This window comes from Micromonospora citrea (genome assembly GCF_900090315.1).
GTDB classification, from domain to species: domain Bacteria; phylum Actinomycetota; class Actinomycetes; order Mycobacteriales; family Micromonosporaceae; genus Micromonospora; species Micromonospora citrea.
Window position 1 is genome coordinate 4,177,871 of record NZ_FMHZ01000002.1, and the last position, 14,810, is coordinate 4,192,680.

The 14,810-nt window shown below is 75.0% G+C and carries 10 protein-coding genes; 8 read left to right on the top strand and 2 right to left on the bottom strand.

The genetic code is table 11. The annotated features are described in order from the left end of the window. Positions 1-11: 11 nt before the first annotated feature. Complete coding sequence (locus tag GA0070606_RS19175; protein ID WP_091102281.1) at positions 12-2,687, bottom strand: helix-turn-helix transcriptional regulator; 2,676 nt, start codon at positions 2,685-2,687, stop codon at positions 12-14. A gap of 94 nt (positions 2,688-2,781) precedes the next feature. Here GA0070606_RS19175 and GA0070606_RS19180 point away from each other — a divergent pair, with 94 nt between their 5' ends. Beyond that, positions 2,782-3,195, top strand: a complete 414-nt coding sequence (locus tag GA0070606_RS19180; RefSeq protein ID WP_091102285.1) for a hypothetical protein — start codon at positions 2,782-2,784, stop codon at positions 3,193-3,195. A gap of 113 nt (positions 3,196-3,308) precedes the next feature. Here GA0070606_RS19180 and GA0070606_RS19185 read toward each other — a convergent pair whose 3' ends face one another. Then, positions 3,309-5,684 carry a M28 family peptidase gene (locus GA0070606_RS19185; RefSeq protein WP_091102288.1) on the bottom strand — a complete coding sequence of 792 codons (2,376 nt, stop codon included), beginning with the start codon at positions 5,682-5,684 and terminating at the stop codon, positions 3,309-3,311. A 298-nt stretch (positions 5,685-5,982) separates the two neighbouring features. Between GA0070606_RS19185 and GA0070606_RS19190 the strand changes: the two genes are divergently transcribed. From GA0070606_RS19190 to GA0070606_RS19220, 7 genes are all read left to right on the top strand, one after another. Continuing rightward, entirely contained in the window at positions 5,983-7,161 is a 1,179-nt protein-coding gene (locus GA0070606_RS19190) for a PP2C family protein-serine/threonine phosphatase (RefSeq protein WP_091107899.1), read from the top strand. After that, positions 7,161-8,924 carry a sensor histidine kinase gene (locus GA0070606_RS19195; RefSeq protein ID WP_245724971.1) on the top strand — a complete coding sequence of 588 codons (1,764 nt, stop codon included), beginning with the start codon at positions 7,161-7,163 and terminating at the stop codon, positions 8,922-8,924. The genes GA0070606_RS19190 and GA0070606_RS19195 overlap by 1 nt, the downstream gene beginning before the upstream one ends. Continuing rightward, positions 8,921-9,373 (top strand): response regulator, encoded by a 453-nt coding sequence (locus GA0070606_RS19200; protein WP_091102297.1) that lies wholly within the window; start codon positions 8,921-8,923, stop codon positions 9,371-9,373. Before GA0070606_RS19195 ends, GA0070606_RS19200 begins: the two co-directional genes overlap by 4 nt. Then, positions 9,366-10,178, top strand: a complete 813-nt coding sequence (locus GA0070606_RS19205; RefSeq protein WP_091102300.1) for an inositol monophosphatase family protein — start codon at positions 9,366-9,368, stop codon at positions 10,176-10,178. The genes GA0070606_RS19200 and GA0070606_RS19205 overlap by 8 nt, the downstream gene beginning before the upstream one ends. 174 nt (positions 10,179-10,352) lie before the next feature. Then, a complete protein-coding gene (locus GA0070606_RS19210; protein ID WP_245724740.1) occupies positions 10,353-11,477 on the top strand; it encodes a coiled-coil domain-containing protein in 1,125 nt (374 codons plus the stop codon). A gap of 36 nt (positions 11,478-11,513) precedes the next feature. Further along, positions 11,514-13,067 (top strand): fused MFS/spermidine synthase, encoded by a 1,554-nt coding sequence (locus GA0070606_RS19215; RefSeq protein ID WP_091102303.1) that lies wholly within the window; start codon positions 11,514-11,516, stop codon positions 13,065-13,067. Between the two features lie 71 nt (positions 13,068-13,138). Further along, a complete protein-coding gene (locus tag GA0070606_RS19220; protein WP_091102307.1) occupies positions 13,139-14,809 on the top strand; it encodes a serine/threonine-protein kinase in 1,671 nt (556 codons plus the stop codon). Position 14,810: the final 1 nt, after the last annotated feature.

Consider the following 14,810-nt stretch of genomic DNA (forward strand, 5'->3'; position numbering starts at 1 on the left):
GCCGGCCGCCGTTACGAAGGCGGGGCGATTGCGGCCAGTTGGGCACGGGAGGTGACCCCCAGCTTGGGGAACGCCTTGTAGAGGTGGTAGCCGACCGTGCGTGGGCTGAGGAAGAGCTGCGCGGCGATGTCGCGGTTGGAGGCGCCGTTCGCCGCCAACAGGACGACCTGGCGTTCCTGCGGGGTGAGCACGCTGAGCGGGTCGTCGGACCTGCGCGGGGCCGCCGGCACGTCTCCCGTCGCGCGCAACTCCGCGCGGGCGCGCTCGGCCCACAGTTCCGCACCGAGGCGGTCGAAGGTGTCCAGCGCGCCCCGCAGTTGCGCGCGGGCGTCCGCCCGCCGCCGCGCCCGTCGTAGCCACTCGCCGTACGCGAGCTGCGTCCTCGCCTGCTCGTACGGCTGGGGGCCCTGCTCGTGGAGGCGTACGGCATCCGCGAAGTGCGCCTCGTCCTCCTCGACGAGGGCGCGGCAGCGCAGGGCGACGGCGTCCGACGACGGCTGCCGGACGTGCCGTGCCCAGGTCAGGTAGCGGTCGAGTGGCTCCTTCGCCCGCTCGGGCCGGCCGCTGCGGACGGCCGCCTCGACCTGGTCCGCGGCCGAGATGGCGCCGACGCCCGTCGGCGGGATGGCCGACAGCTGCTCAAGGGCGGCGTCCGGCCGGCCCAGGCCGAGTTCGAGCAGCCCGAGTGCCCAGCGCCCGATGGCCGCCGCGAGAACCTGTCCCTGGCGGTCGGCCCTCGCCACACTCTCTTCGGCCTTCGTCCGCCACCCCCGCGCGTCGCCCTGGTGGGCGAGCACCCACGCCAGGGAGGAGGTGAGGTGGCGTACCGCGTGCTCGTGACCCAGCTCCGTCGCCAGCCGCAGCCCGGCGCTCAGGGTCGCCCTGGCCTGGCCGTAGCGGCAGAGCAGCCCCTGGGCGAAGCCGTGGTCCCGCAGCGCGATGGCGAGCCAACCCATCATCCCGCTCCGCTGGCAGTCCGCCACGACGCCCTCGGTGATCTCCTCGTACCGGCTGACGCGGCCCAGCGGGAGGCACAGGGCGGAAGCGAAGGTCAGTCCGGGTACCGCCAGTCCGCCGAGCGCGGGTACGTCGACCGCTTCGTCCATGAGCCTGATTCCACCGCCGACGTCGCCGTGCAGCAGGCGGGCCAGCCCGAGCGCCCCGCCGACCAGCGGCGAATCGATCTCGGGGAGCGCGCGGAGGCTCGCCGCGGCCTCCTCCGCCAGCCGGCTGTCACCGGCGAACCAGGAGCAGCGGACGGCCTCCACCAGCAGCCAGGTGGCCCATTCGGTGGAGCGGGCCGCCACGCGGGGGACGCCGTCGAGGATGATCCTGCCCGCCGCGAGCGGTGTGCCCAGCTCGAATTCGCGATGGGCGCGTACCTGGATCAGCGCGGTGATCATGTCGGGGTCGTCCGCGTCCGGCGTGGCGCTGTCGGCGAGCGCGGCGGCACGACCCATCAGGCCGGCGTCGCTCGCGGCCACCGCGGCGTTGGCCAGCTGGCTGGACCGTCGCACCGGATCGACGGTGAGTTCGGCGGCCCGCTCGTAGGCGTCCGCCACCGCGACGTGTCCGCCGCGGGTGCGTGCCCGCTCCGCCGCCTCCTCCAACTCCCGTGCCACGTCCTCGTCGGGACCGATCGCGGCGGCGGCCAGGTGCCACGCCCGCCGGTCGGCCGCGTCCGTGGCCGCCGAGCGGGTCAGGGCGTCCGCGAGGGCCCGGTGTACGGCGAGGCGGCGGGTGACCGGCGCGCTCTGGTAGGCGGCAGCCCTGATCAGGGGATGGCGGAAGCCCACACTTCTGCCTCGCACCTCGATCAGCCGCGCGCGCTCGGCCGTCTCCAGGGCGTCGAGGGAGGCGCCCGCGCCCACCAGCGTCTCCAACTCGCCGGAGCCGTCCGCCGCCGCGATGAGCAGCGCGGTCCGCGCGGCCTCGGGAAGCGCGGCGATCCGTGCCTGGAACGCCTCCTGGACCCGGTCGGCGACGGGCATCGCGCCCACCGGTGACAGCCGTCCCGCCCGCTGCTCGGCGGTTAGCGCGGCGGGCAGCTCGATGAGCGCCAGGGGGTTGCCGTCCGACTCCTCGACGAGGCGTTCCCGCACCTGTGGGGGAAGGTCGGCGGGCAGCAACGCGGCGGCGGCGTCGTTGTCCAGCCCGCCGAGCCGGAGCTCGGGCAGCCCCGCGGCCTGAAAGCCCGCGCGGGCACCGAAGATCATGACGACGCCCTCGACCTCCAGTCGACGGGCCGCGAACAGCAGCGCATCGACGGACGCCTGGTCGAACCACTGTGCGTCGTCGACGAGGCAGAGCAGCGCGCCGTCCCCGGCGAGTTCGGCGAGCAGGCTCAGCGTGGCCAGCCCGACCAGGAACCGGCTCTCCGGAGCGACGTCGCCCAGCCCCAGGGCGCCGTTGAGGGCGCTGGCCTGCGCGTCGGGCAGCGCGTGGATCCGCTCCAGCCCGGCGCGCAGCAGCAGGTGGAGGGCGGCGTAGGGCAGGGTGGCCTCGGACTCGACACCGACGCCGCGCAGCACCCGCATGCCCTCTGCCGCCTCGGCGGCGTGGTCGAGGAGCGCGGATTTGCCGATCCCCGCCGGGCCCCGGACGACCAGGGCCCCGCTCCGGCCGGCCCGGGCGGCCGCGAGGAGCCGTTCGATCTCCGCCTGTTCCTCGGCTCGTCCGTGCAGCACGTCAGGAACCTACCGTCACGATGACTGATTCGGCCGGGAGCGGACCTGCCTAGCGTCGTGGTGACAGATCGTCAGCCCCACGAAGGGACATCCGATGGCCACCATCGCGAGCACCGTGCAGACCGCCGCCGCCGACGCCAAGCTGCTCCGTTTCGCCCTCAAGCAGGACGCCGTGGGCTCCGGCGCCAACGGCGTCGTCTACGTCCTCGCCGCGGCGATCTTCGGCGAGATGTTCGGCCTTCCCGCCGCCTTCCTCTACCCGGTCGGTGCGTTCCTGGTCGTCTTCGCCGCGGCCCTGCTCCTCCTCGCCTCGCGCCCGACGGTCAACACGGCCGCCGTAATCGTCGTGATGGCGGTCAACATCGCCTGGGTGGCCGCGAGCGTGGAGTTGCTCGTCGCGGGCTGGTTCCCGTTGACCGGCCTCGGCACCGCGCTGGTGATCGCGCAGGCGGTCGTGGTCGCCGGCTTCACCGCACTGCAGTACGCCGGCCTCCGCAAGTCCGGTTGACCGATCCCGCAGGACCGGTCGACCGATCCGTCGGTCCGTCCGGCAGCGCCCGGCACCGCCGGAATCGGGATCCCGCCGGTGGCCGCCCGCCTGGGCGGCCACCGGCGGGCGCGTCACAGCGGATAGGTGCGGGCGACGGCCAGCATCTCCGAGCTGTGCGATCCGACGACGCCCACGCCGGGCGGGCGGGGCCGGAAGCCCGGCAGCGCGTCCAGGCCGTCGCTGGCGTCCATCGCCCGCAGCGCCACCTGCCCCGCCTTCGGCGCGAGCGTCAGCGTCACCTCGATCCCCTCCGGAGGCGGGGCGTGGAAGACCAGGCCGAAGCTCCAGCGGCCCTCCCCGGCCTCCGCCGGCACCGGCCGGCCGGCCACCTCCGCCCGCAGCACCGTCGCCGTCGCCGCCTCCACGTGCAGGGTGGCCAGGCGGGCCTGGCGCTGCGGGACGAGCCGCAGGCGCAGGGTGCGCTCGGCGCCGGCGGTGCTGTCCGCGAGCACCTCCAGCTTCGGGGCGGGCAGGTTCGCCGCCTGCGCCGGGCCGGCGCGCAGCTCGGCGTCGCCCAGGCCGGGGAAGTCGGTGACCTCGACGACCCCGTCGACGTAGCCGTCGGTCCAGGGCTGTGGGTCCTCCTCGTGGCTGAGCCAGCGGGCCTGCCCGGTGCCGGCGTCGAGGGCGTACATCAGGTGGGTGGGCGCGGGGTGCGCGGCGTCGAAGCGGTCGACGGCCAGCCCGGTCGCGGCGAACACCGCCGTGGCCAGCGCGGCGGCCCCGGCGGGCAGCGCGCCCAGCCGGCGCGCGCGCAGGGCGACCAGGCCCCGCTGGCCGCCGGCCCGCGGGTGCAGCAGGTCCACCACCGGCAGCGCGGCCAGGCCGAGCAGCACCGCGACCAGCGCCGCGACCCCGCCCATCGCCATGCCGAGCGCCGGGAAGAGCAGGACGACCGTGGGCAGCAGGATCACCACGGCCACCGCGGCGGCCAGGGTCGTCGCGACCACCGGCCACGGCCCGTCGATCCGCGCGCCCAGCGCGGCCAACCCGGCCAGCGCGCCGGCCAGGGCCGGCAGGGTGACCAGGTACGCCCCGCCGGGCACCAGCACGGCGAGCAGCACCCCGAGCACGGCCAGCCAGCCCAGCCCGCCGATCGCGAGCGCGGCGGGGCCGACCGGGCGGCGGGTCAGCGCGTACCAGGTGAACAGGACGGCGGCGGCGAGCGCCACGACGGCCAGCCGGTACCAGCTCGGCCGGTACGGGTCGAGCAGCTCGGCGTAGCCGGGGCGCAGCGCGGTGACCACGGCCCAGAGCAGTTGGGCGGCGAGCGGGGCGGCCACGATCGGCACCAGCGCCAGCCCGAACCCGGCGGCGAGTCGGCCGGCGGTGACGCGGCCCCGCCGCCGGGCGAGCCAACCGAGGACCGCCACGGCGGCCAACGCCAGCAGCGCCAGCGGCAGCACCAGCCAGCCGGGGTAGCGGACCAGCCCGCCGGGGACGGGGAAGTAGGTGGCGTCGTGTCCGGAGCCCAGGGCCGTCAGGTCGACCCGGCCGAACTCGCGGGCGAGGCCGAGGGCGTTGTCGCCGTGGTGCTGGAGGCTGGCCCGGTCCATCGCGGCCGGGGTGTCCAGCGGGGTGTGGTAGATCGCGCCGCCGTCGATGTACGCCGAGTTCAGCCCGACGAAGTCGTGGTCGAGGAAGGCGGTGAAGTCGGTGTCGTTGGGCAGCGCGCGGTAGATCTCCACGGCGAACGAGGTGCCCACGGGGTGCGGCGCGGCCCGGCCGAAGGCGTCCACCAGCGCGGCGTTGTTCCGCGACGTCTCGAACATGATCACCGGGCCGGTGGAGCCGCGCGCCTCCAGGTTGAGCACCACGCCGCCGTCGGCCGCGAGCGGGTGGCCGGACGCGAAGGCGGACGCCCCGCACAGGCACGCCTCCTCCGCGTCGGTGAGCACGAAGACGATGTCGTTGCGGGGCCGGGGACCGGCAGCCAGCGCGCGGGCCACCTCCAGGATCGCCGAGGTGCCGGCGGCGTCGTCGTTGCCGCCCGGCCCGGTCTGCACCGAGTCGTGGTGCGCGACGAGGAACACCTTGCCGGTGGGATCGGTGCCGGGCAGCCGGGCCACCACGTTGCGGACCCGGGCCAGGGTCGCCCCGCCGGCCGCCCCGCTGAGCTGGCCGGCCTCGGACGCGACGGTGTCCTGCACCTCGGTCTCCAGGCCCAGCCCCCGCAGCACCCCCTCGACGTGGGCACGGACCTGGTCGTTGGCCGGGCTGCCGGCCACGTGCGTCCGCGCGGCGACCACCTCGACGTGCGCGTACGCCCGGTCGGCGCTGAACTCGCCCGGCGGCGCGTCGGCCGGCCGCGGCGCGGGGGTGCGCAGGTCGAACAGGGTGCCGGCGCCGACGGCGGCGAGCGCGGCGAGCGCCGCCGCGGCGGCGGCCAGCCGGCGGCGGGGCCGGGCCAGCGCACGGTCGGCGGCGCGGGTGGGGGGTGCGCCCACGGAGACTCCTCGGGGGTGGGGCCAGGGGTGGCACCATCCTGCACCGGGCCGGCCGTCCCGGGGACTCCCCCGGACGGGCGGGCCGGGCGGCGCCGTCCCCGCCGGCAGTGATGCGGCCCATGCCCGCGCCGCCGGAGCCCGTCGTGTTGTGTGCGAACGTTGTCTAATACAGGATCAGCAGGGCACTCGGAAGGAGCCCGACATCACCAGTGATCTCCCGCGCCTCGCGGCGGTGACCCGGCCGCTACGGGGGACCGGCACGGCCGGTTCCCCTGTCGTGCCGTACCCGCACGGCGGCATGGGGAGGCACCCCAACCTGCCTCCGGGCGAGCGGCTGCGGGTGCTGCTGGTCGAGGACGACGAGGGCGACGCCTTCCTGGTCGGCGAGCTGCTCGCCGAGACCAACTCGATGATCGACCTGCTGGTGGCGACCAGCCTCAGCGAGGCCCGGCAGCGGGTGACGGGCGTCGACTGCGTCCTGCTCGACCTCGGGCTGCCCGACGCGCAGGGCCTCGACGGCCTGCGCCAGGTGCTGGAGATGGCCAGCGGGGCCGCCGTCTGCGTGCTGACCGGCCGCTCCGACGAGCACCTCGGCATCGTCGCGGTCGCCGAGGGCGCGCAGGACTACCTGGTCAAGGGCCAGGTCGACGGGGTGCTGCTGACCCGGGCGCTGCGCTACGCGGTCGAGCGCAAGCGGGCCGACGAGAACGCGCGGCGGCTGCGCGAGGTCGAGCTGCGCCAGGCCGAGTCCGCCCGCCTCGAACGGGGCCTGCTGCCGCAGCCGCTGATGACCACCGACGAGGTCGCGGTGCACACCTTCTACCGGCCCGGCCGGCACGCCGCCCTGATCGGCGGCGACTTCTTCGACGTGGTGCAGACCCGCCCCGACCGGCTGGAGCTGATCGTCGGGGACGTCTGCGGGCACGGCGCCGACGAGGCGGCCCTCGGCGTGGAACTCCGGGTCGCCTGGCGGGCGCTGATCCTCGCCGGCGTACCCGACGACGAGGTGCTGCCGGCGTTGGAGCAGGTGCTGATGAGCGAGCGCCGGCTCCAGGAGATCTTCGCGACCGTCGCCACCGCGCGGCTGGACCTCGACGCCAACCGGGCCACCGTCCGGCTGGCCGGGCACCCGCCGCCGCTGCTGCTCGCCGGGGGCAAGGTGGTGCCGGTCCCGGCGCCCGGCGGCCTGCTGCTCGGCGTACGACCCCGCCGGCCCGTGGCCTACGACCTGGAGTTCGACACCGATGACTGGTCCCTGCTGATGTACACCGACGGCGTGATCGAGGGACGGGTCGGCGAGGGCGACGAGCGCCTCGACGTGCCCGGCCTGAGCGGCCTGCTGGCCGACCCGGCGAGCCAGGAGGTGCCGCTGGCGGAGCTGCCGGCCTGGCTGGTCGGCAGCGCCGAGCAGATCAACGGCGGGCCGCTGGCCGACGACGTCGCCATGCTGCTGGTCAGCCGGGGCGGTGGCCGGTGATCGGCGTACGCGGGTGGACCCTGCGCCAGCGGGTCGTCACGCTGCTCGTGATCGTCGCCGTGCTCCTGGTCGGTCTGGCCGGCGGCGCGGTCGCCGTGGCGGCGAAGAACCGCACCCACATCGACGCGATCCTGAACCGGACCGGCCCGCTGCGCGTGCAGGCGCAGGAGGTGCAGAACGCGCTGCTGGACCAGGAGAACGCCGTACGCGGCTTCGCGGTCAGCGGCGACCCGGCCGACCTGGCCCCGTACGACGCCGGCCGGGCGCGGGAGCGCGACCTGGTGGCCTCGATGCAGCGGCTGCTCGGCGACTACCCGGGGATCCGGGAGGGGCTGCGGGGCGTGGAGGAGCGGGCCGAGGCCTGGCGTCAGGCGGTGGCCGTGCCGGTGATCACCACGACCGAGCAGAGCGGCACCGCCGCCGGTCAGGCGCTGATCACCGACCAGGCGCGCCAGCGGTTCGACGAGGTCCGCACGTCGCTGGACAATCTTCAGCTCGAGATCTTCGAGGTCCGGCAGCAGAGCGCCGAGGACGTCCGGCGGACGAGCAACCTGCTGGTCGTCCTGCTGATCACCGCCCTCGCCGTGGTGGTCATCGCCGGCAGCATGCTGCTGGTCTCCCTGGACAAGATGGTCATCCGCCCGCTGACCGGGCTCGCCGACCAGGTCCGCGAGGTCGCCGAGGGCGACTACCGGCACGGCATCACCGGCGACGGCCCGCCCGAGTTCGTCCGGCTCGCCGACGACGTGGACGCCATGCGGCGCAAGATCGCCAAGGACCTGGACGAGGTACGGGAGGCCCGCGAGCGGATCGAGTGGGTCAACAGCCAGCTCCAGAAGCAGGCCGAGGAGCTCACCCGATCCAACCGCGACCTGGAGCAGTTCGCGTACGTCGCCTCGCACGACCTGCAGGAGCCGCTGCGCAAGGTGGCGAGCTTCTGCCAGCTCCTCCAGCGCCGCTACGCGGGGCAGCTCGACGAGCGGGCCGACCAGTACATCGCGTTCGCGGTGGACGGCGCCCAGCGGATGCAGCGCCTGATCAACGACCTGCTCGCGTTCTCCCGGATCGGCCGGCTCACCACCGGCTTCACCGAGGTGGACATGAACAAGGTCATGGGCGACGTGGCCGGCCAGACCGAGGCGGCCCGGCAGTACGCCGACGCCGAGCTGACCTGGGGCGAGATGCCGGTCATCCGCGGCGAGGAGCCGCTGCTGACCAACCTGCTGGCCAACCTGGTCAGCAACTCGATCAAGTTCCGCCGCCCCGACGTGCCGCCGAAGGTGCACGTGTCGGCCCGGCTGGTGGGCGACGAGTGGGAGATCAGCTGCCAGGACAACGGCATCGGCATCGAGCCGGAGTTCGCCGACAAGATCTTCGTGATCTTCCAGCGGCTGCACGCCAAGGACGCGTACCCGGGCACCGGGATCGGCCTGGCGATCGTCAAGAAGATCGTGGAATACCACGGCGGTCGCGTCTGGGTGGACACCGGCACCGAGGTGGGTACGGCGATCCGCTTCACCCTCCCCGCGCTGCCCGAGGACGTCGAGGCCGCCGCGGCGGCAGCGCAGCACGAGGCGGCCGGCGACGGCGACGGCCCCGAGACCGGCGACGGCCCGGCGACCGGCGACGACGACGAGCCGACGGCCGCCGGGGCGGGCGCGCCGGAGCAGGCCGGTGGCCCCGACACGGCGGACGCCCCGGATGGGCCCGACCGGGCGCCGGGAGGCGGTAGAACGGGTGACATGAGGGAGACGGTGGGATGACCGCGCCGGCGGACGGCAAGAGCCCGATCGAGGTCCTGCTGGTCGAGGACGATCCGGGTGACGTGTTGATGACCCAGGAGGCGTTCGAGGAGCACAAGCTCCGCAACCGGCTGACGGTGGTCTCCGACGGCGCCGAGGCGCTGGCCTACCTGCGGCGCGAGGGCCAGTACGCGGACGCGGTGACGCCGGACCTGGTCCTGCTCGACCTGAACCTGCCCCGCCGGGACGGGCGGGAGGTGCTGGAGGAGATCAAGAAGGACGAGCAGCTCTGCCGGATCCCCGTCGTGGTGCTGACCACCTCCCAGGCCGACGAGGACATCCTGCGCAGCTACCAGCTGCACGCCAACGCGTACGTGACCAAGCCGGTGGACTTCGAGCGGTTCATCTCGGTGGTCCGGCAGATCGACGAGTTCTTCGTCAGCGTGGTCAAGTTGCCGCCGCGTGGCTGACACCCTCCTCGACGACGTCGGCGGGCTGCTGCGCGAGACCGCCGACCAGGTCGTGCTGCCGCTGTTCCGCAAGCTGGACGACGACGACGTCACCGAGAAGGTGCCGGGCGAGCTGGTCACCGTCGCCGACCGCCGCGCCGAGGAGATGATCTCGGCGAGCCTGCGCCGGCTGCGCCCCGGCTCGGTGGTGGTCGGCGAGGAGGGGGTCGCCGACGACCCGGCCCTGCTGCGCCACCTGCGCGGCACCGGCGACGTCTGGCTGGTCGACCCGGTCGACGGCACCTCGAACTTCGCGGCCGGCCGGCGACCGTTCGCGCTGATGGTCGCGCTGCTGACCGACGGCGAGCCGGCCGCCGCCTGGGTGCTCGACCCGCTCGCCGGCACGCTGGCCGTCGCGCGGGCGGGCGAGGGGACGTGGCTGGACGGCCGACCGGTGCGGACGACCGGCGACACGCCGGCCGTGGGCGCGCTGCGCGGCGCCGCGATGTCGCGGTTCCTGCCGGCGGCGTCGAAGGCACGGGTCGAGGCGGGTGGCGCCCGGCTCGGCGAGCTGCTTCCCGGCCAGCACTGCGCGGGTCGGGAATACCTGGACGTGCTCACCGGCGAGCAGCAGTTCGTGCTGTTCTGGCGCACCCTGCCGTGGGACCACGCCCCCGGCGCGCTGCTCGTCCGGGCTGCCGGTGGGGTGGCCCGCCGCTTCGACGGCACGGACTACCACCCGGCGGACGAGGGCAACGGCCTGCTCGTCGCGGCGAGCGAGCAGGTGTGGACGCAGGTGCGCGAGGCACTGCTGGGCGCTGAGTGACGTCGATGCGACGCTGCGTCGATTCTCGACGGGGAGGGCGGTCGCGGGCCCGGTCCGGGGCGCGCGGTCCGGTATCCTGACCGCCGGTCTCCGCCAGCAGGCCGCCGACCGGCGCCCGGCGGAAGCCGCCGCCGCGCAGCGCTGTCCCCCGGCGGCCGACGAAAGGATGCTTTCGTGCGCAGGACCATGCCCGTCGGGCGGCGCGGCCGTCGGCCGCTGACCGCCCTGTCGGCCCGGGCCGCCCGCCGCCCGTTGACCGCCCTGTCGGCGCGGCCTGTCGGCCGCGCGGTGGCCGCCCTGTCGGCGCGGCGCGTCGGCCGCGCGGTGACCGCCCTGCTCGCCGCGGTGGCGCTGCTCCTCGGCGGCGGCGCCGTTCCCGCGTACGCGGAGCCCAACGAGGGCGGCACCAAGAAGCTCCGGGACGCCCTGGCGGCCACCGCAAAGGCGCACCTGGAGGCCAAGGCGAAGCTCGACAACTCCAAGCGCCGGCAGAAGAAGCTGACGGGGGAGGTGGCCGCGCTGGAGGTGCGGCTGGTCGACCTGACCACCCAGGTCGGCGAGGTGGCCGCCCAGTCCTACCGGGTGGGCCGGCTCACGCCCACGGCGATGCTGCTCAACAGCGCCTCGCCGGAGGCCTTCCTGGAGCGGGCGGCCAGCCTCGACATGATGGCGCAGCGCGACGGCCGGCGGCTGCGCGACCTCACCGAGGCGCGCGAGCAGGCGCGGCAGGCCAAGATCGCCCTCGACGCCGAGGTCCGCGAGCAGCAGAAGCAGCTCGCGGTGATCGCGAAGAAGAAGAAGGAGGCCGAGGCGGCCCTCGCCGAGGTCAGCTCGGGCAGCAGCGGCGGCTTCAGCGGCGGGAGTTCCTCCTCGGCCAGGCCGGCCCCGCGCAACCCGGACGGTTCCTGGCCCTCGGAGTCCTGCACGGTCAACGACCCGACCACCTCCGGCTGCATCACCGCGCGTACGCTCAACGCCCTCCAGCAGACCCAGGCGGCCGGCTACAAGCGGTACGTCTCCTGCTACCGCAGCGGCGGCTCCGGCGAGCACCCCAAGGGCCGGGCCTGCGACTTCTCGGCCGCCGCCGGCGGGTTCGAGGACAAGACCGCCACCGGCGGGGACAAGGCGTACGGGGACAGCCTCGCCGCCTGGCACGTGCGCAACGCGAGCCGGCTCGGCGTGCTCTACGTGATCTGGTACCGCCAGATCTGGCACCCGGGCACCGGTTGGCGGGCGTACAGCGGCAGCGGCAGCCCCGCCGCCGACCATACGAACCATGTTCATCTCTCGATGTACTGACCCGCGACCCCAGTTTTCCTGCGTACCATCGCGCGGGTGAGTTCCCCATCGCCCGACGTCACCGTCCCGCCGGCCCCACCGACGCCGTCGGCCGCACGGGCCCTGCCCAACGGGCTCGCCGCGTTCCTGGTCTTCTTCTCCAGCGGTGCCGTCCTGGTGCTGGAGACCGTCGCCCTGCGGCTGGTCGGCCCGTACGTCGGGGTGACCCTCCAGGTGACCAGCTCGGTCATCGGCATCGCGCTGGCGGCCATCGCGTACGGGGCGTGGTCGGGCGGCTGGCTGGCCGACCGGCGCGACCCGCGCACCCTGCTGGCCCCGGCGCTGGTGCTGGCCGGCATCGCCACCGCGGTCACCCTGCCCGTCGTCCGGTACGCCGGCGAGGTGCTGCGTGGCGGCGCGGCGACGGCCATCCTGCTGCTCGTCGCGCTCGCCGTCTTCGTGCCGGCGGCCCTGCTCGCGGCGGTCACCCCGCTGGTGGTCAAGCTCCAGCTCGCCGACCTGCGGCGCACCGGCCAGGTGGTCGGGCGGCTCTCCGGCATCGGCACGCTCGGCGGGATCACCGCCACCCTGGGCACCGGGTTCGTGCTGGTGGCGGCGCTGCCCAGCACGGTCATCCTCTTCGCGCTGGCCGCCGCGCTCGGGCTCACCGGGCTCGGCCTCGGGGTGTGGCTGCGCCGCCGGGACCGCGCGGAGCTGCCCGGCCCGGCCCGCGCCCGGGCGGCGCTGGCGGTGCTCGGTCTCGTCGGTGCCGGGCTGACCACCGTCGCCCCCGACCCGTGCGACATCGAGACGGCCTACCACTGCGCCAGCGTCGAGGCCGACCCCGGCCGGAAGTCCGGGCGTACCCTGCTGCTCAACTCGGCCCAGCACTCGTACGTGGACCTCGCCGATCCCACCCACCTGGAATACGCGTACACCCGGTGGATCGGGGCGGTGGCCGACGTGACGGCCCCGAAGGGGCAGCGGCTGGACGCGCTGCACCTGGGCGGCGGCGGGTTCACCGTGCCCCGCTACCTGACCGCCACCCGCCCCGGCACCGACAACGTCGTGTTCGAGATCGACGGCGGGCTGGTCGAGCTGGGCGAGCGCCAGCTCGGCGTACGCCAGGGGCCCGACCTGCGGGCGGTGGTGGGTGACGCCCGGATGCTGGTCGCCGGGGAGGCCACCGACAGCCGCGACCTCGTCGTCGGCGACGCCTTCGGGCACCTGGTGGTGCCGTGGCACCTCGCCACCCGGGAGATGGCCGCCGAGGTCCGCCGGGTGACCCGGCCCGGCGGCGTCTACGTGCAGAACGTCATCGACTACCCGCCGCTGCGCTTCATCCGCAGCGAGCTGGCCACCGTGGCCGCCGAGTTCCGGCACGTCGCGCTGGTCGCGCCCGCCGCGGCGCTCGCCGGGCGGCAAGGCGCCAACTTCCTCATCGTCGCCTCCGACGCCCCGCTGCCGCTGGACGCGATCCGCGCCCGGCTGGCCGACCGGCGGGAGCAGGTCGGCCTGCTCGCGGGTGCCGAGCTGACCGCCTTCGTGGGCGACGCGCTGGTGCTGACCGACGACTACGCGCCCGTGGACCAACTCCTCGCCACCGCCTGATCGGGTGACATCGCTGACCGATTCCGACCGCCGAGGTGTAGCCGGGGCGGTCGCGGGCAACAACGACCCTCATGGGTGGAGCGATCAGGGACGGCGCGCAACTGCTGGGTGAGCGGTACCGGCTGATCGAGCAGCTCGGCGCGGGCGGCATGTCCGTCGTGTGGCGGGGCTACGACGAGGTGCTCGGCCGCCAGGTGGCGGTCAAGGTGCTCGCGTCCCGGCTGGCCAGCGACCGCGCGTTCCGGCACCGCATCCGGATCGAGGCGCAGGCCGCCGCCCGGCTGTGCCACCCCAACATCACCAACGTCTACGACTACGGCGAGTCCGAGCAGGTCGGTTTGACCGTGCCGTACGTCGTCATGGAGCTGGTCGACGGCGAGTCGCTGACCGGGCGGCTGCGCCGGGGCAGCCTGCCGTGGCGGGAGGCGGTGACGATCGGCGCGGAGGTGACCTCGGCGCTGGCCACCGCGCACGCCCGCGGCGTGGTGCACCGGGACGTCACCCCGGGCAACATCATGCTGACCGCCACCGGCGTGAAGGTCGTCGACTTCGGCATCTCCGCCCTGGTGGGGGAGAAGGAGAAGGGCCCGGACGGCGCCCTGCTCGGCACGCCCGCCTACCTCGCTCCGGAGCGGCTCGACAACGGTCAGGTCTCCCCGGCCACCGACGTCTACGCGGTGGGCCTGCTGCTCTACCGGATGCTCACCGGCCGGCTGCCCTGGCAGGCGAGCACCACCACCCAGATGCTGCGCGCGCACATGTACAACGAACCGGAGCCGATGCCCCCGGTCGCGGGGCTGCCCGGCGAGGTGCGCGAGCTGGTGCACCGCTGCCTGGCGAAGCGGCCCGTGGACCGGCCCGGCACCGCCGAGGTCGCCCGGACGCTCGCCGAGGCGGCCGGCATGACCGCGGCGGTGCCCGTCTCCCCGGCCGCCGGGCCCGTGGACCCGGCCGACCTGGCCAGCGCCGGCACCACCATCCTGCCCTGGTCGGCCGCCACCGACGCGCTGCCGTTCTCGGGCACGCGCAACCGGCGGGCGGCGGCCCGGCGCCGGCGTGTCGAGGCGGGGGTGGCCGCCGCCGGGCTGGTGGCGGTGACCGCGGCGCTGTGGGGGGTGACCTCCCGCAGCCCGGCCAGCGGCGGCATCGACCAGCCGACGCAGGCGCGGATGGGCGCGGAGCAGCCGGCGCCGTGCCGGGTCGCGTACACGCTGCGTAAGGACTCGGGCAGGGACTTCGCCGCCGAGCTGACGCTGACCAACACCGGCCAGCGGGAGCTGCGCGGCTGGCGGATGAGCTTCACCTTCCCGGGTCAGCAGACCGTGACGAAGTCGGTGCCCGTGCCCGTACGCCAGGAGGGCCGCACGGTGCTGGTGGAGCAGGCCCCGGAGCACGGGCTGGCCCCCGGCGCGTCGGAGAAGCTCACCCTGACCGGCCGCCACACCGGGGCCAACCCGCTGCCGGTGGAGTTCCACCTCGGCGACGAGACCTGCGGGGTGGAGGTGGCCGGGGTGGCCGGTTCGACGCCGAGCGCCGCGCCCACCACGAAGGCCCCGGTCAAGGCCCCGGTCAAGGCCCCGGCCGTCAAGGCGCCGACGGCGAAGGCCGGCACCTCCGGGAGCGGCTCCGGCGGGTCGAAGGCCAAGCCCGACAACTCCGGCAAGGGCAAGGGGCCGGGTGGTGGAAAAAAAGCGGTAAGCCCGGAAAGGGGCGAGGACGATGACGACGGCGACGACGACTGAT